This is a genomic window from Solemya velum gill symbiont, assembly GCF_002020255.1.
In the GTDB taxonomy this organism is placed as follows: domain Bacteria; phylum Pseudomonadota; class Gammaproteobacteria; order Chromatiales; family Chromatiaceae.
In genome coordinates this window covers 77,148-102,190 of record NZ_MPQG01000006.1, presented here as the reverse complement: position 1 = coordinate 102,190, position 25,043 = coordinate 77,148, and the positions used below count along the sequence as shown (strand labels likewise).

Sequence of the window (25,043 nt, the reverse complement as noted above, 5' to 3'; positions counted from 1 at the left end):
ATCAGGAGGCTTATCCAGGCCTATCGTCCAGCCTTCGATAATCACCACACCTACCCTGCCAGCTAACCTGCATAACGTCTCACAGAACTAACAACCAATAGTAGAAATGTGTTCACTCCCTGACTGTTGAATTCTCAACAATACTTCTGATTTCAGTACGCACATCAGAAATATCTTCGCTTTTAATCAGTTCAGACAGCTTTTCTGTTGACGTACGCTGCCTGTGTGAGAGCAGAATTGCCATCTCATGAATGAGTTTATATGCGACCAGTTTGTCCTCTTTAATCAACTGATCAAAAACTTCACTTGTGATTCGCAGAAGAACAGAATCCACCGAAGCAACCACAGTGGCAGATCGAGGCAACTTGTCCAGGATCGACATCTCTCCAAAACAATTTTGCGGCCCAATCGAAGTGATTTTATTGCCGTCGTTTAGTACATCCACAGCGCCCTTGTAGACGACATACCAGGCATCTCCAGGATCGCCCTCATTGAAGATAGTGTCCCCCTTCAAAAAAGCGACTTTATCGACAAGATGGATTATCTCTTGCAATTCATCTGGTTCAAGTTTCTCAAAAAAAGGGGTTCCCAGTAGAAATATCAGTACTGGCTCTAGTGGAAAGTCATTACTCATGCTCTTGCTCCAGGTTTAGTTTTGAACAGATACCCGTTTTCAGAACAAAATTGAACGGGATGAAATCAACCGAGTCTGATTCTATTGATTTCCAGATACAGGATTATTTAACACCCTTCTCTTTAAAGAAGGCCTTGTATTGCATGTCTTCATGAAGAATGTGATTGATCCACCAGTCAGTAAGGAAATTGATCAGTTCAGTTGGAACATCACGTTTTCCATCTAATGATCCCTGGCAGAGGTCTGCAATTTTATTGCTGTAAAGCGTGTGTTTCTTGGAGTGTTCAAGCAGGTTAGGATATCCGTTCTCATGAAGCAGCTGTTCTTCCAACAGGAAATGTTCAGAGACATAGTTAGTAAGCTCCATTAGTGCAGACGATACATTTTGAAACCTGCGGAAAAGACGAGGTTTATCGGACAAAGTGTTGATAATCTCGATGATTTGCTGGTGCTGTCGATCAAGTTCCTCGACACCAACGCTGAAGTCGTCTTCCCAAATTATTTTTTTCATTTTCCCAAGCTACAGTCGGCTACCAGAAGTAGGGCTATACGAAGATATTACCCCAATTTCCAGGAAACTGTCACATCAGCCTGCCAAGACACAAAACTCCGGTAAATATCGGCTTTCTGTCGTCGAGGATGTTATAAACCATTACACACACTGAATAGTGCTGCTGTATTATATCTCTGATATTCATTCTCAATAGCCTCTCAACAAAAGGTCACTTCCATGAGTAAAGCATCCAGACTTAAACCCTTGTGGATCATCCCCCCGATTGTGATCGGTGTGCTTGTATTAATGTTCATGAATGCCGGCAAAAAAGCACCCATTCAGGTTGAAAATGCAGAAGTCGCACGGGTTGTTAGAACCATCACGGTTCCCCAGGTTGATTTTCAACCCGTCGCCGAGGGTTACGGTGTTGTACAACCGGCAAGAGTCTGGTCGGCGGTAGCCCAGGTAACCGGCAGAGTGATTGAAATGCATCCGCGCCTGCGAGATGGTGAGATTATCACGGCTGGCACCCCCCTCTTCCGTATTGATCCGGTCGATTATGAGCTCGCTTTGGCTCAGCTGAAAGCCGAATTGACGGAAATTGATGTCCAGCAAAGTAACACCAAAGACCTTCTCGCGATTGAACAACGCAACCTTGAACTGGCGGGGCGAGAAGCTGATCGGCTGAAGAAACTGGCTGAAATAGGCACAACATCAGGCAGTGATACTGACCAGGCAGAACGCACCATGTTGAATTCACGTACGTCCGTACAAAACTTGCAGAATTCATTGGCTTTGCTGCCTACACAACGAAAAGTCATTGAAGCCAAGCTTGCCCAGGCTGAACGCGACCTTGAGAATACCAGCATCAAGGCTCCGTTTAATCTCCGCATTGCAAACCTTGCCATCGAAACAGACCAGTTTGTCACTACCGGACAAACTCTTTTCCAGGGGGATTCTGTCGACCGTTCAGAAATCGTCGCGCAGGTCGCCATGTCGTCACTTCGACATCTGTTTTTTGGCAGAGGTACCGACGGGCCCAACACAGAACAACTTGGGGCTGGCATTGCTGAATATGCGGATTTAAGCCCGGTGATTCAAATGGAGTTGGGAAGCGATGTTGCTGAGTGGGATGCAGAATTTGTACGTTTTACAGACAGTATCGATAGTCAGACCCGCACAATCGGGGCTGTGGTTGCTCTCGACAAACCTTTTGAGAAAGTGATTCCCGGTCATCGGCCTCCTCTATCTAAAGGCATGTTCGTCAAGGTGCTGTTGCGCGGCAGGATACAACCACAACAAATAGTGATTCCCAGGTCAGCTATCCGTGACGGTAAAGTCTCAATCGTGGATAGCGAACAGAGGCTTGTTATCAAGAAGATAGATCTTCTCTACCACCAGGATGACCTGAGTGTCATTCAATCGGGAATTGAAGCGGGTCAACAGCTGGTCGTTTCTGACCTCATTCCTGCTGTTGAAGGAATGCTGCTACAGCCGCAACCTGATCAAACTGCAGAGAAAAAACTCCTGCGTTCTGCCGGAGCTGAGTGATGATCAGCTGGTTTACTCACCACCCCACGGCAGCCAACCTGATGATGGCGGCCATTCTGTTGCTTGGTCTGGTAGCGCTACCGGGCCTGCAACGTGAAACATTTCCTGAAATCAAGAGTGACAAGGTCCAGGTAAAAGTGATCTACCAGGGTGCGACATCAGCGGATGTGGAAGACGCTATTTGCCGTCGGCTCGAGGATGCAACCGAGAGTGTTGTCGGGCTGGATGAGATTCGTTGTGAATCCAGCGAAGGAGTCGGTACGGCAACGCTGGAAATGGAAGAAGGCACAGATATGGCGCGATTTCTGGATGATATAAAATCCAGTGTCGATGCCATCTCAGATTTCCCGGATGATACAGAGTTACCCATTGTTGAAGAACTGGGAAGAACCGATGCAGTTGTCTCAATCGCAATTACCGGCCCCGATGATCCGGTCGCATTAAAAAGTTATGCGGAAGCAGTCAAGGAGCGCCTGAAAAAAGCATCCGATGTAGCCGAAATCAATATCAACGGCTTTTCCGATCACCAGCTTCGGGTTGAAATTCCGATACAACTCTTACGCCAGTATGGCCTGTCTGTTGCAGATATCGCCAATACCGTGCAGCAACAGAGTGTCAGCTCACCACTGGGCCAACTTAAAGGTGATGAGGAAGATGTACTACTTCGATTTAATGATCAGCGTAAAAGCGTTTCTGAGCTACAAGAACTGATTGTTATATCAGGTAAAACCGGCGCATCCATCAAACTCGGTGAAATAGCAACGATCACAGACCGTTTCGAACTGGATGAAAGCAAGATTATATTTGATGGTAAGCGTGCCGCCATTCTCGATATAACCAAGACAAGATCACAGGATGTCCTGACAGTTTATGACCAGATCGCCGCTTTTGTCGAGGCTGAACAGAAGAGCGCACCCCAGGGAGTCAGCCTGGTATTAACGCAGGATCGTTCATCCAATGTGCGTGACCGCCTCAATATGCTTTTGAACAATGGCCTCATGGGTCTTGTTCTTGTCTTCCTTGTACTGTGGCTCTTTTTCAGTCTGCGTTACAGCTTCTGGGTCACAATGGGCCTGCCAGTCTCTTTTCTTGGCGGCCTTTTTATCCTTCCGATGATGGGTGTCACAATTAACATGATCTCCATGGTCGGTCTCCTGATAGGTATTGGCCTGCTAATGGATGACGCCATTGTTATTGCAGAAAACATCGCTGCGCGCCTCACCCGTGGCGACAAACCGATGGATGCAGCAATAACCGGGGTGAAACAGGTTCTTCCGGGAATCGCTTCATCATTTGCCACGACAGTCATGGTATTTGGCTCACTGGCATTTATTACAGGTGAGATCGGACAGATTTTACGTGTTATGCCAATCGTATTGCTCGTGATTCTTACCGTCAGCCTGATCGAGGCATTTCTGATTCTCCCCAGCCATCTTGGCCACTCTCTTGCACATATCGAAAAACGTGAAGACTCTGCTTTTCGACAAAGATTCGAAAAGGGCTTTGACTCATTCAGGGACACCTATTTTGGAAAGGCGCTGGATTTTTCTGTCGAGTACCGCTACCTCACAGTGGGCATCATTATCATGCTGATGTTGCTGGCAATAGCGATGCCGATGGGAGGAAAACTCAAGTTTGTAGGCTTTCCATCTATTGAGGGAGACATTGTTGAGGCACGTGTGCTGCTACCGCAGGGAACCCCGCTGGAATATACGGAAAAAATCGTTAAACAGTTGACAGACGCACTGGAGGAAACCAGCCGCCATTACAAACCTTTACAGCCTGGTGAGCAGGACCTGGTCACACACTACACCGTCATCTATGGACAGAATCCAGATGCGAATGAAACCGGGCCGCACGTGGCACGTGTCATTGCAGATATTCTCAGTGGCGAAGTCCGAAATGCCCACCTCGAAGAGTTCAGGCAGATATGGCGTGAGAAGGCAGGGTTGATGGCAGATGTTATTTCCACAACATTCGCCGAGCCTACCCTTGGGCCGGGCGGTCGGGCATTTGATATTCGCTTGATCGGCGGTGATCTTGACGATCTTAAATCTGCTGCTGTCGATGTTAAAAACTGGCTGGGCACTTTTGTCGGAGTAACGGATCTGAATGATGACCTGCGACCTGGCAAACGTGAATATCAACTCAAGTTGAAAGACAGCGCAGGTGTACTCGGGTTGAACGCGCAAACGCTCACCAACCAGGTCAGGGCATCATTTCAGGGTATCAAGGTTGATGAGTTTCCAGTCGGTGCCGAGACTTACGAGGTTGACCTTCGACTAATCGCTAACAATCGTGGTGACAGTGGCGATCTGGACCAGCTCAGTATCATTGGTCCTGACGGTGCCCTGGTTCCCCTTGACGTGGTTGCAAATATCAATGAAACACGCGGCTGGGCACGAATCAATCGAATTGATGGAGAACGCTCCGTCAATATCCGTGGTGATGTGCAAAGCGAAATTGCCAATGCCCAGGAGATACTGACACTTGCCGGAAAGGATCTCTTCCCGGAGTTGGAAAAACGCTATCCCGGTTTGCGCGTGGATATACAGGGACAGAGTAATGAGTCAGCTAAAACGGGACAGTCAATAGTCCGAAACGTGCTACTCGGCATGATAGGCATCTACATGCTGCTCGCACTGCAATTTCGCGGTTACCTGGCACCGATAACAGTCATGTCAGTTATTCCTACAGCCCTGATTGGCGTCGTATTTGGACACATGGCGATGGGGCTGGATTTAACCCTTCCAAGTATTATCGGTATGGCCTCTCTGTTTGGCGTGGTGGTTAATGACTCCATACTTCTTGTTGTATTCATTCGCGATGCCAGGGCGCACAATATACCGGTGCATGTTGCTGCAAAGCAGGCCGGGCGCGCACGCTTTCGCCCTATCCTGTTGACATCGATAACCACGATCGCGGGACTCTTGCCTCTCTTGGCAGAAACAAGTCTTCAGGCACAGATACTGATTCCACTTGCGACAAGCCTGGCATTCGGTCTGACCTCGGCCACCATGATTGCCATCTTTCTTGTTCCGGCAATCTATTGCATCCTGGATGACTTCAATGCTTTAGGAGAGGTTGAGCCATCAACTGAGTGAGTGCTTCAGAGTCACTCCGGAGCAGTCAGGAGAGTGAAGAGGCAGCAGGCGTTACGAGTATCCGGGCTTGCTGCTTTTCTCCCTGTACGATATCGTCAATCTGAACCAGTTCTCACAAGAAAGCCGTTAGCGTGCTATTTATCGACAAGATGCCTGGATTACAGACCCACACCCTGATTCTCGTATCTGTCCTGATACTGTCAGCCTGTACAGGCTTTCCCCGCGAGCATGCCGCTCCCTCAAAAGAAAACTACACACGAGCACAAGTCACTGGCTTTCACGACATCCGTTACTGGGGGGATGAAGCCCCGCCATATATCGACAAGGTCTTCTTGCGACTGAAGAGCGCCCTGAAAACCAACCCATCCATGCGAGAGCGTGTCGATGTTCTGGCACTGTCAGGCGGAGCGGAAGATGGTGCCTATGGCGCCGGATTTCTGAAAGGCTGGACGCAGCGTGGCGGAAGACCGGAGTTTACTGTTGTAACAGGCGTATCGACCGGCGCCCTGATTGCTCCGTTTGCGTTTTTAGGGCCTGAATACGATGCGTCGATTAAACGCTTCTTTACGGAAACATCGAAGAAGGATATTTTTCTCTTCACACCCTTTACCGCAATTTTTGGCGGAACATCACTCGGCGACACAAAACCGCTTCGACGGATCATTCGAGAAGAGGTTGATGAAGAGTTTGTCCAGGCCATTGCACGGGAAAGTCTGCGCGGACGCATTCTTCTCATCTCCACTACAAATCTCGATGCGCAACGTCCGGTAATCTGGGACATTGGCAGAATTGCCGAAAGTGGTCATCCCGACGCCACAATTTTCATTAGAAACATCATGCTGGCCTCATCAGCAGTACCGGGTATATTCCCGCCAGTCATAACTAATGTGACTATCGATGGCAAACAATACCAGGAGGTGCATGTTGATGGTGGTGTAACAAACCAGATATTTGTTTATCCACATGCACTCAGGGTTCGTGAGATGGAAAGGCATCTCAGAACCTACCCGAAAAAGAAAACATTCTGGCTGATCAGAAATACAAAAATTGATCCTGAATACAAACCGGTTGATCTCACCATCAGCGATATTGCCAGTCGATCAATCAGCACACTGATCAAATACCAGGGACGAGGCAACCTGCTGAATATCTCCAACCTGGCGAAAAGAGACGGATTCGATATCAATCTCACTCATGTCCCCCAGGATTTTGATGTTGCCCCGAATGAACTATTCGATCCTGACTACATGAATGCCCTGTACCAGGCCGGGTACGATGTCGCCACGTCTGATAAGGCCTGGCAGAATAGCCTGGAAGAACTTCTGGAGGAATAGACTTCAGAAAGCTGCAAATAAACCCGTTTTCTATCAGCTATTCACCAATGACGGCAGCCTCGCGCCCTCTCCCCTCATCAACCAGAAAGAGTAGAAGCAAACCGACAATAAAAAACGTCAGGGTTGATAGAATCGCCTGGCGGTGATCCCCTCCTGTGTACCAGGTGATGAAACCATAAGAGAGAGGCCCCACGACCGCCGATGCTTTCATTGAGAGGCCCCACAGGCCGAAAAACTCTGCTGAGCGTCCTGCCGGTGTAAATAGCCCCACCAGTGCCCTGCCGCCTGACAGGCTGGCACCCATCGCAACACCAATCAGGTTGGCGGCTATCCAGAATATTGTGCGTGACTCACCGACCCAGGCCGTGGTGATCGCCGCAATCCAGATCAGCAGAGTCAGCACCAGGGTGCGTTTGACGCCGAAGCGATCCTGGATCATGCCAAAAATGAATGCACCAAGTGCAGCGGTAATATTCACCACCATAATCATGATTATGGTGTCCGTTGTCTCAAACCCCATCGCCTCATGTGCATAAACAGCAGCAATGACAATCACCGTGTATATGCCACAGCCATACACAAAAAGAGCCAGAAGAAAACGAAACAGGTCTCGAAACTGCCGTCTGTGTTTGAGAGTGGTAGCAATACGGGAAAACCCGATCTTTGTGTAGGCGACAAGTCCACTTGGCAGTTCCGCTCCGGGTTGCTGGCGCTCTTTCAAAAAAAGGAAAGTGGGCAATGCAGCCAGGCCATATACCACAACCGTGATCAGAATTGTCACTGGTACATACTGCTCAGAACCATGTCCGAGGCTTTTGGCATACTCGATATAGAGCAGGCAAGTGCCAAGTACGATAAGCCCGCCCACGTATCCCAATCCCCATGCATAACCGGATATACGGCCCATATGACGGGGTGGAGAAATCTCCGGAAGGAAAGCGGCGATAAAATTCTCACTGGTACCAAAGAGGAAAGCAGAACCAATAATAAACACCATCGTAAATACGATAAGGTCAGGCCCTGACCATGCAAGCATCGCAGTCATAGCGACACACCCGAGGGTGGAAACTGCCAGTATTCTTTTTTTATTCGCCGAGTAATCCGCGATGGCACCAAGCACAGGTGCAGTCAGCAGAATCAGCATATTCGAGAGACCGATCGCAATACTCCATAACAGGGTACCTGTTCCCGGCTCGAGTCCAGATGATTCACCGGCAATGACGGCGACAAAATAGGTGTTGAATATTGCCGTCAGAACAACGGTTGTATATCCCGAGTTGGCAAAATCGTACAAAGCCCAGGAAACGAGTTCACGGCGTGGTGCGAGTTCACGGGCTGTAAAAGTCATCCCTGTAACTCAGGCAGGAGGGTATTCCCTGAAGATAGAGCGATTTCTACCTCCCTCCTTGGCATCGTAAAGTGCCATATCCGCAATTTTGAGGAGATGATCTAGCGACTCAATATATTCGTTTGCCTCGGCTATTCCGACACTGATGGTACACTTGATATCCTGACCGTCATTACTCTCAACCCTGATTTTCTCGACATCAAGACGGATCTGCTCAATCAGTGCGATGACCTCTTCACTCGTCTCTGCATTACACAGCAAGGTAAATTCCTCACCACCAACACGGCCAAATATAGTTCCTTCTCCAAGTTCACTGCTGACTGTACTTGTGACAGCCTTGATCACCTTGTCTCCTGTTGGGTGACCATACGTGTCGTTGATCGTCTTGAACTTATCGATATCCATCATCACTGCGAAAAGATTGCTTCTGCCTTTTTTCCAGCGTATCTCACCCTGTCTGAAAAACTCTCCACGGTTGTAGATTCCAGTCATCTTGTCATAGGAAGAGATATATTCCAGGTGTTTGATCAAAGAGCGTAACTGAAGATGGGTTTTGACGCGTGCACGCAGTTCCTTGTCTTTAAACGGCTTGGTGACATAGTCAACACCACCAACATCAAAACCCTTTTCGATTGAGTTCTCGTCAGTTTTTGCAGTGATAAGAATCACCGGAATCTCTGCCTTCTCTTCATCCGCCTTGAGTGCTTCGCAGACCTGGTAACCATCCATCCCGGGCATCATGATATCGAGCAGCACGAGGTCGATATCCTCTTCAGCTGCAATTTCCAGCGCCGTTTCACCATCACGGGAAACAAGAATATCGTATTGATCGCCCAGGATATTCAGGACCATGTCGATATTACTCTTGGCATCATCTACAAGCAGAATTGTTGAAGTTTGATTATGCATTGATCTTCTCCAGGTAGCTGATTGCTGACTTGAAGTCGTAGTCATCGATAAACCCGGTGAGCTTCGAAAGGATCTCACTGTCATCATCAGAGAATTGATACGCATCCATCTCTTCAAGCAGTGGTGTACAGTTGAGTGGACGTTTTGTCAGCACTGCTTCGTGTAACTGCTTAAAGAGTTCATCGCGTTTTTGCGCCGAGATCGTCAGCTTAACAGCCGGGTCTACATCTCCCAGCGGTACTGTTTTATCAATCACCGCTATTGTTTTATTGATCGCCTCGGCAAGCTGTGGCAGCAACTCTATCTTTGTTGCAGCATCATCCGCGGTATCTATCGAATATGCGAGTGGATAGACTTTCTCGAGTCTGAGGTTACCACTGACACCCTTGATTGTATGGATCAGGCGCTCAAACTCTTCACCCTCGACAGCATCCGGAACCAGCTGTGTACTCGCCTCACGATACTCTTTTGAAAACACCAGCAATGCTCGATAAGCACTGTCACTTGAGTGAACGGTATCGACAAGCTTGACTATATCGACCACTCCGGCAAACGCCTCGATCGGTAACTCCTCTTGCTCAACTTCGTCACTCTCTACCTCGATGATTTCGTGTTCCAGGTAGTGCGCCAGCATCTGTTCAAGCTCAGCCAGGTTAATGGGCTTGGCGAGATGACCGTTCATTCCTATCTCCTCTGTGCGGTCCTTGTCTCGTTTCATGACGGCCGCGCTCAGCGCAATGACAGGTATCTCTTTATTGAATTCTCGTATGTGACGGGTCGCTTCAAACCCATCCATAACCGGCATCTGCAAGTCCATCAGTATCAGGTCGAACTCCTTCTCACGTGCTATCTCTACTGCCTCCTTACCATCAACTGCTACCGAGACATCGAGACCGTAATGCTCGAGGTTCTCAATCGCAACATCCCGGTTGATCTCGTTATCTTCAACCAGCAACACGCGGCCACTCGCTTTGAAAACCTTTTTCTCCCTGTGCTCCGTAACCTCTTTTTCGCCATGTTGGAAAGCGAGTGCATCAAACAGTGATGATGATGTGAATGGCTTGCTGACCACTCGATCAAGTTCAACGTTCTTCTTCTTTGCCTCATCCATCAGGTTTACACGTTCATATGCAGTAACCATAACGATATGCGGGCACTTCACACCATGTTCGTCCTTCATGATCTTGACCAGTTCTACCCCGTCAAGACCAGGCATACGCCAGTCGGTAATCAGGTAGTCATACTCATTTTCCCGGGCCAGGCGAAGTGCCTCCTGTGGTTCATTACACAGTGTTGCCTTGCCCCCCCAGGAATAGAGAATGTGGTCGATAATCTGCAAGTCATTGATGCTGTCGTCAACCACTAGTACATTCTTCTTTCTGAATCCCGACCCTTTTGAGGCGATTGTGCGTGTCTTCTTGTCGTAGGCAAGATCAAGGGTAAAGAAAAAGCTTGAACCTTCACCGATGGTACTTTCCACCCAGATTGTTCCATCCATCAACTCGACCAGCTGCTTGCAAATTGCGAGTCCAAGGCCTGTACCGCCGTACTTGCGTGTTGTAGAGCTATCAACCTGGGAGAAAGATTGAAACAGTTTTTTCTGTTCATGAGGCGTCATGCCAATACCTGAATCCTCTACCTTGCACAGCAACACGATACGTTCATCAGACTTACCCTTGATTGTCACCTCGATATTGATCTCCCCTTTCTCGGTAAATTTCACGGCGTTGCCGACGAGGTTATTGAAGATCTGTGTGATGCGAAGCGGGTCACCAACCAGCTTGGAGGGTAACTCAGGGGCCGTAGACAGGTGAAAAGTAACATCCTTCTCCTGGGCACTGAACTCAAACAGGCTGGCTACATTATGCAGCAAGTCCTCAATATTGAAATCCATCAGTTCAAGATCCAGCTTGCCCGCCTCGATTTTAGAGTAATCGAGAATATCGTTGATAACATTCAGAAGCGCTTTCGATGAGGTTTTCACCTTCGATAGGTATTCAGACTGCTGCTTATCTAGATCCGTTCGCATGATCAGCTCGGTCATACCGATAATGCCATTCAACGGCGTACGTATCTCGTGACTCATATTGGCGAGGAAATCACTCTTCGACTGACTGGCCTGTATCAGGCTCTGCTTGGCTTCCTCAATCTTGGTTATATCATTGAATACTGCCACAACGATTTGATTCGTTACCTTCCTAGCACGTACATCAAAAATGCATTCCTCGTCACCACGAATGATAAGTGCCTTGTGCTCACCAGGATGCGACAGGAGGTAGGATTCCCATCTTTCCCCATCCATCACCCCTGCAATGTAGCCTTCACGTTGCTCAAAAAAGTCGCATATGCAGTCATGCTTCTGCACAAGCGCCTCTGCCGAATCAAACCCGAAGTACTCATATGTCGCCCTGTTGGCATTGAGCATTTTGCTACCATCCGAGGTAACGACCATGTTGGGGGAAACATCAAAGAGTTGTTGCAGATATGCTTCCTGTGCCTGTATTTCCAGGAGTTTCGCCTGATCATTTTCCTTGATCTTTTCATAGCGCTGCATCGCCAGTGCAACCAGCATGATATTCATCAGGATAATCAGCAGGTCCACCCTGGACAGCTGAAAAAAACCAGGTATAAACATCTCCGGCAGCATCAGTAAAGCTGTGAAAATCACGGTCAGGACAAATCCTTCTTGTCGGTCACGCAACAGAAAGACAACGACCGTCAAGAGCGTTGGCCAGATAACGCGCGAGGCGCTATCAGTCATTTCGTAGAGAACGAGGAGAACAATGAAATAGGATGCCCCGATAATTATGCGCGAAACCATCGGGTAATATCGCTTGGAAATGCGCAAGGCGATATTTGAACCAATCACGAGAAAGAAAAAGAGCAAGCCGATCAATACACCCTGTGTACTGTTCTCCTCACCAAATCGAAACAGGCTGGTTGCCAGCAGAACAAGCCCGCCAATGACGGTAATCAATACTACCGACTGAATCTTGACCTTGAGCAGTTCCTCGTCAGGACCGAAACTGTGGCCTGCAGAAAGAAAATCGTCCAAATTCACAAATCTCTCCCTTGTACATCATTTTGATTGATAAACGTTCGACTACAGATAAATGATTACATACCTGAGTATGCAGTATCCGCAAGCGAGCTACCAGTTCATCATCATATTTTGTCATGCCTGTCGGCAATCGTAAGAACTTACACTGCTTGATCAGCGCCTGAAACAGAGTATTCAGAAGGAGAGAGAATTCACCTGTTTCCTGAAGGGATCATTCAACCAGGATCGAACAGCCAAGCCTGAATCAGTCATCAGATCCCGAAATACGCCGGCATGCCTTGTGGATCACATCGATTTGCCGTTCATAGTTTTTACAGCCGGAGCACATCATCAGGTGCAGGCGCAGGGAGATACGTTGCATCAGGGAGAGCTGTGCATCCTGCTTCTGTGAGACCAGTTTTGTCGCGTCTTTGCAGCTCAGCATGACTCTGCCCCTATCCACTTGTGTTCAAGACAAAGGCGTAGCTTTGCACGTGCGCGATGCAGGACAACCCAGCAGTTGTTTTCACTCATATCGAGTTGTTGGCAGATCTCTGCAGTTTCAAGACCAAGCAGTTCACGCATACCGAAAACACGCGCAGTGGCCTCATTCATGCCATTGAGGCAGATTTCAAAAATCTCCCAGAACTGCTGGTTTTCCAGGGAGCTTTCAGGGTCGCCCCATTTTTTTGGCTGCAGGCCTTTGTTCCAGTGACCCTTGTCATCAAACAGTTCATTGATTTCCGCTTCACTGCCATCATCCCTGGTAAGGCTCTGCTCCGGGCGTCGGCTGTTGGTACGAAAATAATCGACAATCTTGTTGCGCAGAATTGAGAAAACCCAGGTTTTGACCTGCGCCCTGCCAGAGAACTTATCCCTGTTGGTATAGGCCGCCACGAGCGCTTCCTGGACAATATCTTCTGCCATTGCAGCATCATCGCGCAGTTGCAGGCGCACAAAACGCAGCAGATCGTGCCGCAAATCGGCTAACTCGGCTTCCTGCATCCAGTTGGCGGATGGATCTGTATCCATTGCTGGTCCGAAAAGAATGAAACAGAGTCTATTGTACCCGCGAGTGAGCAGGAAAGGTATATCGACCGGATGAGCACCCGTATTCAGGGTTTGCTGGGACTCATGGTCGATAACTCTCATGTCAACATGCAAGCCGGATCAATTCTGGCGAAATCGCCTGTAGAGCCAGTCATCCACACTGAGATATTTGCCGGCACCGATGAAAAACAACGCCAGCAGCATAATGAAGTAGGTTGCCGCGAACTCAATACCGTTATTGAGAACCACGTAGCTGCCGCTTGATGTCAGCCAATCGTAATTTCCATGTTCTTGCAGGATCAACCTGGCGCGGTCGAGTTTCTCGCTGGCCTCGATGGTACGCTCGGTAGCAAACAAACCACTGCCCTCTGCAATTGCCAGCCAGCCATTCTCAAGATGAACAGTCACTGCTGCAACCACCATGGTGACCATCAATGGTAATGAGATCCAGCGTACCGCGAGACCCAGTACCAGTAGAATCGCACCGCCAGCCTCGGTGAGCGTCGCAGCCCATGCCAGCAGCTCTGGATACGGCAGACCGAGGCCCCACTCCGGGTTCCCAAACCAGGCGATCGTGCTATCCATGTCGGAAAGTTTATTGGTTCCAGCCATCCAGAAAACAGGGGCCAGGTAGAGTCGCAGTGCCAGTGGTGCCAGGAAATCGATTGATCTCGTTGCATCAAGTAGATCCTGCAGCTTGTTAATCAGCTTGATCATTTTTCTTATTCACTCTTGTTATGTTCGAGCGTGCCAACCAACACACCCTGTTGATATAAATCGTTGAAAAACTCCCTGCCGAATCCAAGCAGTTGTTCAGCATCGGCATACCCCATCAATTCAGCCAGGGCGCGCAGATACTCTTCGCCCGTTTTTCCCGGGCTTTCCAGCATGACCTGCACCAGCGCAGCGCTCGCCTGGTTAAGTTCGATAAATTCAATACCTTCATCAGGTGTACGAAATGCGACCAGGTAGACCTGTGTCTCAAGGGGTTCTTCGGGGATAAAATCGGCCGAAATCCTGTGTACCGGGTAGTCAAATGCATGCAATTGAAGGGTCGGCGCCAGCAGTGGTACCTGTGCCAGTACATCATCCATCGCACCTGCTGGCTGTGGTTCAGCTGCCGGGTCCAGCAAGACATCAAGTTCAGTCCATTCCCATAACGCAAGCTGGTAGAGAAATGGAGGCTCTCCCTCTTCGGCCATTTCACGCTGCTCCAGCCACAACAGAAACTCGCGCGGAAAACGGGGAAACTCAGGCGTGTGGCTGCTGTGTTCCCTGAAGAAACGACGCGCCAGGGTTTCACTCAATTCGGTTGGCAGTATCTCGTGTATGACCGGAAAGGCACTTTCAAGAATACCGCGTACATTGTTAAAAAACAGCTCCCGGTAGACCTCCAGGCGTTCATGCGGAACGCCGGCCGGAATCGTGGTGCAATCCGGGTCTCGTAATGCGCTGGTAAATTCGAACTGCTGTTGCGCAAGACGTGATTTATGCTGCGTCACTCGACACCCCCTGCTGGTACTGCCTGATGATCGCCAGCTCATCGATCAATTCATGCATCGGCGGCAGGTTAAAATCACGCTCAAGCAGGGTTGGTTGAACGCCATGACAGCTGTAGGTGTACTGCAGCAGATCCCACACCGGATCGACAACACTATCGCCGTGGGTATCGATAATCAGATCCGGGGCTTCTTGCAGATGTCCTGCCATATGCAGCCAGGAGATGCGTTCTGTTGGTACAGCAGAGATAAAATCATGCGCATCGTATGCGTGATTGTGGCTGTTGACGTAGACGTTGTTGACGTCCAGCAGCAGATCACAGTCCGCTTCCGAGAGCACCGCGTTGAGGAAATCGATCTCGCTCATCTCGCCCTCGGGTGCTGCATAAAAGGAAACATTTTCAATAGCGATACGCCTGCCCAGTTGTTCCTGAACAGCGCGGATGCGCGAACTGACATGCTCAACGGCCTCCCCGGTAAAGGGCAGCGGGAGCAAATCGTAAAGATGACCACCATCGGTACAGTAGCTCAGGTGCTCACTGAATGAGGTGATATTGTACTCATCCATGAAGCGACCGAGACGGTCAATGAATTTAGTATCAAGTGGATCGGGACCACCAAGCGACAATGACAGGCCGTGGCTCAAAGTCGGGTAACGATCAGTAAAGTGGCGCATTTCACGCGCATATCGACCACCCAGGCCCATCCAATTATCCGGCGTTACCTCGATGAAATCAGGCAGGAGTTCCGGCTGTTTCTCTTCAAGTTCGTGCCACTCTTCAAGTAACCCCCGGCGTAGCCCGAGCCCTGCTCCTGTGACTTTTTCAGTATCGATAGTCATATTGATAAGGTATGCCGTAGATTTATTTTTGATATTGCAGGCTGAGCACCTGCACATTCTGATTGGGAGACAAGATTACCGGGAGCAGTCACCTGCCCCCGGTAGACGGTATATTACTTCTTACCGCCGCACTTGCCTTCGCCGCACTTGTTTTCACCGGCTGCCTTGGCCTTGTCAGCGCCGCAGTTGCCTTCGCCTGCTGCCTTGTTGCCACCGCAGTTGCCTTCACCGGCTTTCTTGTCACCACCACAGCTGCCTTCACCGGCTTTCTTGTCACCACCACAGCTAGCTTCAATCGCTGACTTGGCCTTGTTGCCGCCGCACTTGCCTTCGCCGCACTTACCTTCAGTAGCGGACTGGGCAACGCGATAACCGTTGTCGAGTGCAGTCAGCCCAAACGGGTTGGCATCGGCTGCAGCGTGTGCAGTACCAGCCATACCGAGAGCGATAATTGCACCAGAAGCTACAGTGCGGAAGTTTGCGTCGTACTTACTCATATTCCATTCTCCTTAAGAACAGCAAAGTTATTTATAAAAAAACCTGATTTAGTTTCGGGTTCACAAGTTTAGTCGTCTGCAGGAAGAAATCCTTACAGACAATTTGAAAAAAAATGAATAAATTTGAAATTTCCTGCCAGTACGTATTCTCGTACTTTGCCTATCTTATTGTTAATAATGTGTTTTCTCTTAAAACATATGCAATCGGCCGATTCAGAAAAAATCGGCCGATTACAGCGTTTAATCCTGATTAGCGCGCTGCTGATGCAGGTGTAAAAGCGACATCATGACCAACTGTGAAGTTATTTCCGCTTTCATCAGAACCTGAGACATTGACAGTCTGTTGATCATAGAGGCTTGTATATGCACCACAGGCTTCACCTCTGCTACAGATGGCGCCATCGTTGTTATAATCAGTACCAGCAACTATTTTATAGTCACCGTCCTGAACACCGGTAAAGCTGTAGGCTCCGGAGCCATTCGGAGTCACCGTATCAACAACGCTATCAGTACCGGCATCGATCAGTTGAACATAGATATAACCTACATCTGCCGAAGCATCAGCTGGACCAACAGACATACTGACATTGACGTTGATGTCATTATTATTTGAGTCAAAACTGATCGTCGCATTGTGAGTGCCGGCAGAAAGACCACTTCTGTCGACATGAACCGTGTAGGTGCCAAGCCCATCCGTTGTCTCTGGCTCTGTCACCGTAAGCCATGACTGGTTGTCCGAGACACCAATAATATTCAACCCACTGGCACCTGTATTGGAAGCCGTCAGAGTTGCAAGAGTAAAAATTGAACCGAAGTCGAGTACACCCGGATAGACAGCAAGATTCGGGGGAATGACAGGCGGATTCTTGGCTGCAGTCACAGCCAGGTCAGCCCTGATCAGACCATGTCCAAAGCTGGTGTCAAAACCGGTAGGTCCGATATCTTCCGTGAGGTAACCATTGATCAGCATCGCCTCGATATCGTCAGGAGTGAGTGTATTGTTTGCTGACTTCATCAAGCCGATTACACCGGCAACGTGTGGTGTTGCCATCGAGGTACCATGATAGTAATCGTAATTATAAGTCACATATGTCGGGGTATCATCACCCAGAGTGCTGTAGACACCATCCGGATCACCGTTACCGTCGAGGTCCTGGCTCATATTACCCCCGGGTGCAGCAACATCGATATCCAGACCAAAGTTTGAGTAGTAGGCGAGGCTCTTGTCATAACCGACAGCGCTGACTGTCAGAACATCGTCACAATTTGCTGGAGAAAAATTTGCTGCATTGCCGCCCGAATTACCCGCTGCCACAACCACGGTAACACCGTTTGCTTTCGCAGCCGAGTAGACGGCTTGTTCAGATACACCACAGGAACCGCTGCCTCCAAGGCTCAGATTGATCACATCAACCGGTGCAGCGAGTTGGTCTGGTGCTGGTGCATCATTTACCTGTCCAGAAGCCCACTTGACTCCCTGCAAAACATCATAGGTTGTACCACCACCGACTCCCAGCACCCGCACAGGAACAATCTGGCTGGATGTTTTCCATGTCACCCCGGCACCACCGATACTATTGTTGCTCTCCGCTGCAACAGTACCCGCAACATGGGTACCGTGAAAGCTGCTGTTCGAGACGCCCGGATTGGAAGAATCACCTGGGTCATCAGGATTATTATCGATACCATCGCCGTACGCACTGATCGATGTACTACTGATAAAGTCATATCCGTCCGCGCTCAACTGGTTCGTAAGATCGGGATGTGACAGAAGCACTCCTGTATCGATCACGGCAATTTTCGCTGAAGAGGCATAGGTTTCATCCCATGCCGCTGGCAATCCGATCTGGGGATAGTGCCACTGCAGACCGTAATCCGTATCATTTGGTGTCGCTAAAGGTTTGAGTATCCGGTTAGGCTCTGCAAAGGCAACCGACGGATCAGATGCCAGCAGTTTGATCGATGTCAGGGTTTCATATTTCTGCTGCTGGCTGGAACTCATCGTCCTCACTCTGCTGCTGAACAGCTGTGAGTCAGCGAATGCCTGAAGATTTTTTTGTGGTTTCACTCTATAGAGTTGAATATCACCAGCCTGACCAGCCTGCTTAACCATACCAAGATTAGTCATAAGCGTATTGTCGAGCTGCAGTTCAACGCCTGCTTTTACAGCAGGCTTGTGCCTGACAAGCACCTCATCAGCAACAAAATCATCGCTCAGGCGGTAGCCGTTAGAAGCCACGGCTGTGGCATTTTCACCTATAACAAGGTGATAGGCAGACGCACCTGACCATGCATGAACTTCAATGATATAGGTTCCGCTGGAGGGTACTGTGACACTCTCGTCAGAGTCATAGCTAAGGGACGCATCCACAGTTGTGCCACCGAGTGTCTTCAGGTAAAGATCGAGGTCCGCCTCACTCTTACGCCCGATCAGGAGTGATATCGCCTCTCCTGCAGATAGCGTTGCAGAATAATAGTCGTATTCATCATCGCTATTTCTGCTGTAGCCGCCAACCACGGCCGGGTTAGGCATTGACTGGGCAAATCCGATTGAATCATTATTGCCAGGTGTTGTATTCGGATCCAGGGTATCAAGGTCTACACGGTTACCGGGTGGAATCGCAATGGAACCACTGACGGTCTGGCCGGTAACGGGATTTGCGTTCGCTGTAATATCGACATAATCCGAATTCGTGGCACCGAGATTGTCAGTCACAGTCAGCTTGTAGGTATAAACCGTATCAGTTGTCATTGATGCGGGAAGGGTAGCTGTTGCCTCCGCGCTTGATGCGCCAGCCAGTACCGGATCGCTCTCCCCGGTATCTTTATTAAAGAGCGACCATTGATAGTGATCAACAGTACCATCAGAGTCGCTGCTTGCTCGACCATCCAGGGAGACCACATCGCCTTCGTCAGCAAAAATATCATCTCCGGCATTGGCTGTGGGGGCAAGGTTTGAAACACTCTGGGCCGAAACCGCCACGTTGACAGTATCCGTGTCGTTTGCTGTGTCATTATCCGTCACCGTCAACTGAAAAGTCAGGTCATGGTCACCATTGGGTGCAGTAAAACTGACCTTACCCTCACCAGCATCATTCAGACTGCCAACACTGGTCCCTGCTATTTGCTGCCATACATAACCGGTAATGTTTCCATCCGGGTCACTACTCGCAGTACCGTCAAGGGTAACACTGTCACCTTCAGTGACCTGCTGATCACCACCAGCAACTGCATTTGGAATAATATTCGCAACCGGCGTTGAACCGCCTCCGCCACCACCACCGCAAGCAGATAGCATAAGCAGCATCGTTGCCAGCAAAAGGATCAAATTCATATAGGAAAAACTGTTCTGATCGCTCGTATTCATGGCGCCTTTGTAGCTGTGATGTCAGGAAATATAATCTGTATCATAATCTGCAAATGCCAATCTGACCACCACTGTAGTCTGTAGATATATATAATGTCCGATATCTATTCCCACGCGGGTTAAAACCATACAATTTACCGGAATATGAAGCAAAATCAGTTGAACTTTGCAGCGAACAGGATATTCTAACCACTATTGAATCAATTCAATCGAATATAACGGAGTTTATGACATGAGTCGTGTAATCAGTGCACCACGTTCACAGGAACAGGTACTGTCCACCAACAAGGTACTGAAAAATACCTATATGCTGCTATCCGCCACGCTCTTATTCAGCGCGGTCATGGCAACAGTTTCACTCTTTCTGCAAGTGCCACCAATGGCATACATGATCAGCGTCATCGGCGCCATGGTACTGGGCATGTTCGTACTGCCACGTACTGCCAACTCAACATCCGGCATTGGTGTCATTTTCCTCATCACCGGCATGCTGGGTTTTGGCCTGGGAGCGTTGCTGAGCATCTACCTGCAATTGCCTAAAGGCCCTCAAATCATCGGTACTGCATTTGCCGGAACCGGCATCATATTTCTTGCACTGTCGGGCTATGCGCTCACTACCCGCAAGAATTTCAGCTTTCTCGGCGGTTTCCTGTTTGCCGGCATGATCGCTGTGATCGTTGCCATTGTCGCCAGCCTGTTCTTCAACATGCCTGCACTCTCGATGGCAATTTCAGGTGCGGTCATCCTGCTGATGAGTGGTTTTATCCTGTTTGACACCAGCCGTATCATCAATGGTGGCGAAACCAACTACATCATGGCCACCTATGGCCTCTACCTGACTATCTTCAACATCTTCATTCATCTGCTGAGTCTTCTCGGCATCATGTCTGACGACTAAACAATACCAGGCTATGGCATCTACCCCGGCTTAAGGCCGGGGTTCTTATTTCAGGGGAAACAACACGATGGAACTCTTTCTGAAGATTACCTTTGCGATCTTGTTGCTGATGATGGTGTGGCGACTGTGGCCGGCGGCAAAGGACCAGATGGAGAATGGCCCGAAAGGCAGCAGTGCCGAGTGGCGCGGCTTTGCCATCATTCTCCTTGCAGTTGTGCTCTTTGTGGCACTCTTGATCGCTATGGTCAGGGGATAGATCCCGCACCAGGTCGGCCAGTATCCAATTAACTATAGTCAGCCCGTCACCACTCTGTCAGAATAGCCTCCGCAAAACAGACACCACCGAGAAACGAGTCCCATGAGTGAGTCAAAAGCCCCAAATCTGCCAAAACCGGTCAGAACCCTGTTCCTGATCGTTATCGTCATTGCACCACTCTACTGGCTCATCATGACCGAGCATGGTCGCCTCAGCTACGACCAGATGCTGCTCAGCCTGTTTGGTAAAGACACCATCAGTCTGAAAATCGAGAATCTTGGTGCCGACATCACCGAAGAGATGTTCCTGGAACAGTTTCCGGATGTCGACATTGTCTGTGAAGACAGGAGTACCGAGTTCGGCGATCGCCTCTGCCAGGCATCGCTCGGAGCCTTCAACGAACTGCCATCCCAGCACATGTCGCTTTTTTTCAGCAACAACTCGCTTCAGGCATTGAAAGTTGTTTACCAACTCGCCTATCACGACCTGGCAGTAGAAAAGATGGAAATCCAGGTCAAGGCCGAAGGCCAGCCACTCGACTTCTCATCAGAAATGATCCAGTGGCGCACACCAGCCGGGGTCGTGCTGTTGAATCGCATAGTGCCGAAGCGCCACGAGGATGCGGCCATTATGTGGATTGCGAAATAACCCACTCGATCCGGGAAGAGTTGTTGAGATGCCCCGTACTCAGTCGAGCCTGATGCTTGAAATATAGTCGGCAACTGCTTCGATCTGTGCATCATCCATCAACGACAGGCGTCTTTTCATCTCGGGATTCGGATTGCGACGATGGCCATCACGAATCCACAGCATCTGCCGTTTAAGATATTCATAGTGCTGACTCTGCAAGCGCGGGAATGCGAAATCAGCACTTCCAGTTCCATCTTCAGCATGGCATAGAACACAATGCTCCTTGAACAGTACAGCACCGGTATCAAGGTCTTCACCACTCCCCTGACCCGGTTCAGTATTGGACGGCATACTGGCAATATATGCGGCTACATCCGCTAACGCCTGGGCACCACCGATTGTGGCGGCATCCGAGAAGGGAAACATGGTCGGATTATCACGATTACCGGCACGAAAGTCGGCCATCTGCTTGATAACAACACTCTTGTGCTGTCCTGCTATTGAAGGGAAACTGCCATCCGCTTTTCCAAGTGCATTTTCATAATGACAGGTAGCACAAAGCGCAAACAGCTCCTTGCCCCTCTCAATATCCGCGTCCAGTTCAGTCGCCAGGATCATTTCTTCGGGCATGCTGACATATGATGCAGTCTCTGCAGCAGCAAATGGTGGTGCAAAAAACATGAGTGCCGCAATTAGATTTCTGGTGACTGGCATGTAGAATACCCGTTATCCTTAATTGATCTATGCTATCATTAATATATTAGTAATTATTGATATTGGTCAAGGTTGAAGCAGGCTCATTTCTGAGATACTTCTTTTCGATTCATTGTACTGCAACGATTCATACAATCCTATGCGCTACTTGTTGAAAAATCTGGTCACACTTCTACTTGCTGTTTTGCTTGTAGCTCCACTCAGTGCCGAATTGGAGTCTGAGCTACGCGAAATCGAAATGCCTGACGGTACAGACATAGAAATCCGTATCTTCCCTGCTGACGGAGACCGATTGCTGCTCGGTTTTGCCTGTGACGCAGGTGCGGGCCTGCATGAGGAGGAAACAGCGAAAGCCCTCTCTGAAGATGGTGTGGAAGTGTGGATGCCAGACATGTTAACCGGCTACATGCTGCCGAAACTCAAGAGCAGTGTTGAATCAATCGCTACAGAGGATGTCATCGCCTTGCTCGACATGGCAGTTGCCGAGAGTGATAAAAAAATCTACCTGATCGCAAGCGGCCCGGATACCGACCTGCTATTGCGTGGTGTTGCCCTGTGGGAAGAACTCCATCCTGACGATGACCGGCTGAAAGGCGCCATCCTGCTTTTTCCACGCCTCAATGAAGGTAAGCCACAACCCGGTATGCCACCGGTTTACAAGGAGTCAGTCGGCAAGACAAAACTCGACCTGATGCTGTTCGAGGGTGGCCGCACACCCAATCGCTGGGGCATCAAGCACTTATCCGAATCTCTCAGCGCAGGTGGTAGCACCGTGCATAGTAAAGTCATCCCGAGTGTGCGCGGTTACTTCTTCAAGCGCGAGGATGCCAACCTGCCTGAGGAGACTGTCACCTTTCAACTTGCCGGATTGATCAAGGCAGGTCTTTTCTACCTGAGAGAACCTGAACAATGAAAACCTTGCTGAAAACTGTTGTACTACTGCTGCTCTCGGCAACTGCAATTGCCGGTATTGGCAGCCTCAAGCCCTACACGGGTGACCTGACGCCAACGCTGGAACTCACTGACCTGGACGGTAAGGTTCATAACCTGGCAGACTACAAGGACCGTGTTGTCATGGTGCAGTTCTGGGCAACCTACTGCGCTCCGTGCCGCACCGAGATGCCCTCAATGAACCGCCTGCAGGCACAGCTTGGGGAAGAGAACTTCAAGATACTCGCCGTCGATATGGCAGAAACAGAGGCTGAGGTCAGGGCTTTCGTTGAAGAGGTCAAACCCGAGTTCACCATCCTGATGGATGAGAGCGGTGCCTCGATCGGTGCATGGCAGGTTTTTGCCGCACCTTCGAGTTTCATTATCGATACACAAGGCAAGATTCGCTACACGCTGTTTGGTGGCGTTGAGTGGGATGACCCTGAACTGGTCAAGCAGATCAGCGAACTGATTCCGAAAAAGTAAAGCAACTGCCTTCACGGCCGCCTCCTCTTTTCCGTTATCCCGGCTTGCCCCTGGGGCAGAACCTTCATCCCAACTCGTCATCCCCGCGAAAGCGGGAATCTGAATATTGCACAAAAAAACAGACCAGGTTTTACTGCGAAAAAACGTGGTCTGTCCCCTTTTTGCAGCTCTCTTTAAATGTGCTTCAGGCCATTCATATACGGCTGCAGTGCCTCTGGAATCAGGATGTTTCCGTGCCTGTCCTGGTAGTTCTCCATCACTGCTACAAGCGTTCTGCCAACTGCAAGTCCGGAACCGTTCAGGGTATGCAACAGCTCAGGCTTTCCTGTTTCAGGGTTGCGCCAGCGAGCCTGCATGCGACGCGCCTGGAAGTCCTCGAAATTGGAGCAGGAAGAGATTTCACGGTAGGCCTGCTGCCCGGGAAGCCAGACTTCGATATCGTATGTTTTGGCTGATGAGAAACCGAGGTCACCGGTACAGAGTGTCACCACGCGGTATGGCAAACCAAGCTTGCGCAGCACGGTTTCCGCATTCCCGATCAACTCTTCCAGCTCCTGGTAGGAGTCCTCCGGACGAACTGCCATAACCATTTCGACTTTTTCAAACTGGTGCTGTCGAATCATACCGCGTGTATCACGACCGTATGAACCCGCCTCACTGCGAAAACAGGGAGTATGGGCAACATACTTCAACGGAAGATCCGTATCATCGATAATTTCGTCTCGTAAGATATTGGTCAACGGCACTTCTGCAGTAGGAATCAGGTAGTAAGGCATTTCACCCTGCAACTTGAAGAGCTCTTCCTCAAACTTGGGCAACTGGCCGGTGCCGTAGAGACTCTCCTTGTTGACGAGATATGGTACATAACTCTCTGTGTAACCATGCTCACCAGAATGCAGATCCAGCATGAACTGGATTAATGCACGGTGCAGGCGCGCCAATGGTCCACTGAGAACACTGAAACGTGAACCTGTTATCTTTGCCGCTGTCTCGAAATCCATGCCACCCTTAGCAGCACCCAGCTCAACGTGATCCTTCGGTTCGAATTCAAACTCTTTCAATTCACCCCAACGGCGCTCTTCACGATTATCTTCCTCGTCGTTACCAACAGGCACAGAGGGATGCGGCACATTGGGTATGCCTGCGAGCATCGCATTGAGTTCTTTCTGTATTTCGTCAAGCGCACTGTCGGCCTGCTTGAGTTCGTCACCAAGATTTGCAACCGCATCAAGCAGCGGCTGAATATCTTCACCGGCTGCCTTCGCCTTTCCGATCCCTTTGGAACGGCTATTGCGCTCGTTTTGTAGCTCCTGGGTCTTTACCTGGAGTGATTTACGTTGCTCCTCGAGCTCGGTAAAACGAGCCGTGTCGAGTTGAAATCCACGACGTGCGAGTTCTTCAACGGTGGCCTCAAGTTGTGTGCGTAAACGCCTTGGGTCAAGCATTTGTCTGCCCTGAAAAT

At 49.6% G+C, this 25,043-nt stretch carries 22 protein-coding genes; 8 read left to right on the top strand and 14 right to left on the bottom strand.

Translation table 11 applies throughout. The features are described 5' to 3' along the window. Window positions 1–112: 112 nt before the first annotated feature. Window positions 113–634, bottom strand: coding sequence for a Crp/Fnr family transcriptional regulator (locus BOW06_RS06270; RefSeq protein ID WP_043115274.1), 522 nt, complete (start codon window positions 632–634; stop codon window positions 113–115). A 103-nt stretch (window positions 635–737) separates the two neighbouring features. Continuing rightward, a complete protein-coding gene (locus tag BOW06_RS06265; RefSeq protein ID WP_043115273.1) occupies window positions 738–1,145 on the bottom strand; it encodes a bacteriohemerythrin in 408 nt (135 codons plus the stop codon). Window positions 1,146–1,364: 219 nt separating this feature from the next. Here BOW06_RS06265 and BOW06_RS06260 point away from each other — a divergent pair, with 219 nt between their 5' ends. The 3 genes from BOW06_RS06260 to BOW06_RS06250 all read left to right on the top strand — a co-directional run bounded on the left by BOW06_RS06260 (window position 1,365) and on the right by BOW06_RS06250 (window position 7,116). After that, window positions 1,365–2,678 (top strand): efflux RND transporter periplasmic adaptor subunit, encoded by a 1,314-nt coding sequence (locus BOW06_RS06260; RefSeq protein WP_043115271.1) that lies wholly within the window; start codon window positions 1,365–1,367, stop codon window positions 2,676–2,678. Beyond that, window positions 2,678–5,782, top strand: coding sequence for an efflux RND transporter permease subunit (locus BOW06_RS06255; RefSeq protein ID WP_078454523.1), 3,105 nt, complete (start codon window positions 2,678–2,680; stop codon window positions 5,780–5,782). Before BOW06_RS06260 ends, BOW06_RS06255 begins: the two co-directional genes overlap by 1 nt. A gap of 149 nt (window positions 5,783–5,931) precedes the next feature. After that, window positions 5,932–7,116: a patatin-like phospholipase family protein gene (locus BOW06_RS06250; protein ID WP_143556183.1), complete on the top strand. Its 1,185-nt coding sequence runs from the start codon at window positions 5,932–5,934 to the stop codon at window positions 7,114–7,116. Between the two features lie 37 nt (window positions 7,117–7,153). Here the strand turns inward: BOW06_RS06250 and BOW06_RS06245 are convergent, their stop codons facing one another. The 10 genes from BOW06_RS06245 to BOW06_RS06200 all read right to left on the bottom strand — a co-directional run bounded on the left by BOW06_RS06245 (window position 7,154) and on the right by BOW06_RS06200 (window position 19,634). Continuing rightward, a complete protein-coding gene (locus tag BOW06_RS06245; RefSeq protein ID WP_043115268.1) occupies window positions 7,154–8,464 on the bottom strand; it encodes an MFS transporter in 1,311 nt (436 codons plus the stop codon). Window positions 8,465–8,473: 9 nt separating this feature from the next. Further along, window positions 8,474–9,373 carry a GGDEF domain-containing response regulator gene (locus BOW06_RS06240; protein ID WP_078459492.1) on the bottom strand — a complete coding sequence of 300 codons (900 nt, stop codon included), beginning with the start codon at window positions 9,371–9,373 and terminating at the stop codon, window positions 8,474–8,476. Continuing rightward, complete coding sequence (locus tag BOW06_RS06235) at window positions 9,366–12,434, bottom strand: response regulator (RefSeq protein WP_078454522.1); 3,069 nt, start codon at window positions 12,432–12,434, stop codon at window positions 9,366–9,368. The genes BOW06_RS06240 and BOW06_RS06235 overlap by 8 nt, the downstream gene beginning before the upstream one ends. 244 nt (window positions 12,435–12,678) lie before the next feature. Next, complete coding sequence (locus tag BOW06_RS06230) at window positions 12,679–12,858, bottom strand: anti-sigma factor family protein (protein WP_043115262.1); 180 nt, start codon at window positions 12,856–12,858, stop codon at window positions 12,679–12,681. Beyond that, window positions 12,852–13,565: a sigma-70 family RNA polymerase sigma factor gene (locus BOW06_RS06225; protein ID WP_230209664.1), complete on the bottom strand. Its 714-nt coding sequence runs from the start codon at window positions 13,563–13,565 to the stop codon at window positions 12,852–12,854. The genes BOW06_RS06230 and BOW06_RS06225 overlap by 7 nt, the downstream gene beginning before the upstream one ends. 18 nt (window positions 13,566–13,583) lie before the next feature. Then, entirely contained in the window at window positions 13,584–14,180 is a 597-nt protein-coding gene (locus BOW06_RS06220) for an HvfX family Cu-binding RiPP maturation protein (RefSeq protein WP_043115260.1), read from the bottom strand. Between the two features lie 5 nt (window positions 14,181–14,185). Then, window positions 14,186–14,965, bottom strand: coding sequence for an HvfC family RiPP maturation protein (locus BOW06_RS06215; protein ID WP_052131928.1), 780 nt, complete (start codon window positions 14,963–14,965; stop codon window positions 14,186–14,188). Further along, window positions 14,952–15,803, bottom strand: a complete 852-nt coding sequence (locus tag BOW06_RS06210; protein WP_043116512.1) for an HvfB family MNIO-type RiPP peptide maturase — start codon at window positions 15,801–15,803, stop codon at window positions 14,952–14,954. The genes BOW06_RS06215 and BOW06_RS06210 overlap by 14 nt, the downstream gene beginning before the upstream one ends. A 113-nt stretch (window positions 15,804–15,916) precedes the next feature. Continuing rightward, complete coding sequence (locus BOW06_RS06205) at window positions 15,917–16,300, bottom strand: HvfA family oxazolone/thioamide-modified RiPP metallophore (RefSeq protein WP_043115259.1); 384 nt, start codon at window positions 16,298–16,300, stop codon at window positions 15,917–15,919. Between the two features lie 250 nt (window positions 16,301–16,550). Next, on the bottom strand, window positions 16,551–19,634 hold the full coding sequence (locus BOW06_RS06200) for a S8 family serine peptidase (protein WP_179115118.1): 3,084 nt from the start codon (window positions 19,632–19,634) through the stop codon (window positions 16,551–16,553). Window positions 19,635–19,899: 265 nt separating this feature from the next. Between BOW06_RS06200 and BOW06_RS06195 the strand changes: the two genes are divergently transcribed. The 3 genes from BOW06_RS06195 (at window position 19,900) to BOW06_RS06185 (ending at window position 21,469) form a co-directional block, all read left to right on the top strand. Next, window positions 19,900–20,565, top strand: coding sequence for a Bax inhibitor-1/YccA family protein (locus BOW06_RS06195; protein ID WP_043115258.1), 666 nt, complete (start codon window positions 19,900–19,902; stop codon window positions 20,563–20,565). Between the two features lie 67 nt (window positions 20,566–20,632). Then, on the top strand, window positions 20,633–20,821 hold the full coding sequence (locus BOW06_RS06190) for a hypothetical protein (protein ID WP_043115257.1): 189 nt from the start codon (window positions 20,633–20,635) through the stop codon (window positions 20,819–20,821). A gap of 102 nt (window positions 20,822–20,923) precedes the next feature. Beyond that, window positions 20,924–21,469: a hypothetical protein gene (locus tag BOW06_RS06185; protein WP_043115256.1), complete on the top strand. Its 546-nt coding sequence runs from the start codon at window positions 20,924–20,926 to the stop codon at window positions 21,467–21,469. A 39-nt stretch (window positions 21,470–21,508) separates the two neighbouring features. Here the strand turns inward: BOW06_RS06185 and BOW06_RS06180 are convergent, their stop codons facing one another. Beyond that, complete coding sequence (locus BOW06_RS06180; RefSeq protein ID WP_078459491.1) at window positions 21,509–22,165, bottom strand: c-type cytochrome; 657 nt, start codon at window positions 22,163–22,165, stop codon at window positions 21,509–21,511. 151 nt (window positions 22,166–22,316) lie between these two features. On the opposite strand from BOW06_RS06180, the gene BOW06_RS06175 reads away from it, so the two are divergent. Together BOW06_RS06175 and BOW06_RS06170 are read left to right on the top strand one after the other, a co-directional pair. Continuing rightward, complete coding sequence (locus BOW06_RS06175) at window positions 22,317–23,078, top strand: alpha/beta fold hydrolase (protein ID WP_143555772.1); 762 nt, start codon at window positions 22,317–22,319, stop codon at window positions 23,076–23,078. Continuing rightward, complete coding sequence (locus BOW06_RS06170) at window positions 23,075–23,581, top strand: TlpA disulfide reductase family protein (protein ID WP_052131925.1); 507 nt, start codon at window positions 23,075–23,077, stop codon at window positions 23,579–23,581. The genes BOW06_RS06175 and BOW06_RS06170 overlap by 4 nt, the downstream gene beginning before the upstream one ends. A 173-nt stretch (window positions 23,582–23,754) precedes the next feature. Here the strand turns inward: BOW06_RS06170 and serS are convergent, their stop codons facing one another. Then, window positions 23,755–25,026 carry a serine--tRNA ligase gene (gene serS / locus BOW06_RS06165; protein WP_078452785.1) on the bottom strand — a complete coding sequence of 424 codons (1,272 nt, stop codon included), beginning with the start codon at window positions 25,024–25,026 and terminating at the stop codon, window positions 23,755–23,757. Window positions 25,027–25,043 lie beyond the last annotated feature (17 nt).

Bases quoted from the DNA above. Each gene is read 5' to 3' on its own strand.
- BOW06_RS06200 (WP_179115118.1), bottom strand. From the start codon at position 19,634: ATGAATTTGATCCTTTTGCTGGCAACGATGCTGCTTATGCTATCTGCT.
- BOW06_RS06230 (WP_043115262.1), bottom strand. From the start codon at position 12,858: ATGCTGAGCTGCAAAGACGCGACAAAACTGGTCTCACAGAAGCAGGAT.
- BOW06_RS06185 (WP_043115256.1), top strand. From the start codon at position 20,924: ATGAGTGAGTCAAAAGCCCCAAATCTGCCAAAACCGGTCAGAACCCTG.
- BOW06_RS06190 (WP_043115257.1), top strand. From the start codon at position 20,633: ATGGAACTCTTTCTGAAGATTACCTTTGCGATCTTGTTGCTGATGATG.
- BOW06_RS06225 (WP_230209664.1), bottom strand. From the start codon at position 13,565: ATGAGAGTTATCGACCATGAGTCCCAGCAAACCCTGAATACGGGTGCT.
- BOW06_RS06260 (WP_043115271.1), top strand. From the start codon at position 1,365: ATGAGTAAAGCATCCAGACTTAAACCCTTGTGGATCATCCCCCCGATT.
- BOW06_RS06240 (WP_078459492.1), bottom strand. From the start codon at position 9,373: ATGCATAATCAAACTTCAACAATTCTGCTTGTAGATGATGCCAAGAGT.
- BOW06_RS06270 (WP_043115274.1), bottom strand. From the start codon at position 634: ATGAGTAATGACTTTCCACTAGAGCCAGTACTGATATTTCTACTGGGA.
- BOW06_RS06250 (WP_143556183.1), top strand. From the start codon at position 5,932: ATGCCTGGATTACAGACCCACACCCTGATTCTCGTATCTGTCCTGATA.
- BOW06_RS06265 (WP_043115273.1), bottom strand. From the start codon at position 1,145: ATGAAAAAAATAATTTGGGAAGACGACTTCAGCGTTGGTGTCGAGGAA.
- BOW06_RS06180 (WP_078459491.1), bottom strand. From the start codon at position 22,165: ATGCCAGTCACCAGAAATCTAATTGCGGCACTCATGTTTTTTGCACCA.
- BOW06_RS06170 (WP_052131925.1), top strand. From the start codon at position 23,075: ATGAAAACCTTGCTGAAAACTGTTGTACTACTGCTGCTCTCGGCAACT.
- BOW06_RS06195 (WP_043115258.1), top strand. From the start codon at position 19,900: ATGAGTCGTGTAATCAGTGCACCACGTTCACAGGAACAGGTACTGTCC.
- BOW06_RS06220 (WP_043115260.1), bottom strand. From the start codon at position 14,180: ATGATCAAGCTGATTAACAAGCTGCAGGATCTACTTGATGCAACGAGA.
- BOW06_RS06255 (WP_078454523.1), top strand. From the start codon at position 2,678: ATGATCAGCTGGTTTACTCACCACCCCACGGCAGCCAACCTGATGATG.
- serS (WP_078452785.1), bottom strand. From the start codon at position 25,026: ATGCTTGACCCAAGGCGTTTACGCACACAACTTGAGGCCACCGTTGAA.
- BOW06_RS06245 (WP_043115268.1), bottom strand. From the start codon at position 8,464: ATGACTTTTACAGCCCGTGAACTCGCACCACGCCGTGAACTCGTTTCC.
- BOW06_RS06210 (WP_043116512.1), bottom strand. From the start codon at position 15,803: ATGACTATCGATACTGAAAAAGTCACAGGAGCAGGGCTCGGGCTACGC.
- BOW06_RS06205 (WP_043115259.1), bottom strand. From the start codon at position 16,300: ATGAGTAAGTACGACGCAAACTTCCGCACTGTAGCTTCTGGTGCAATT.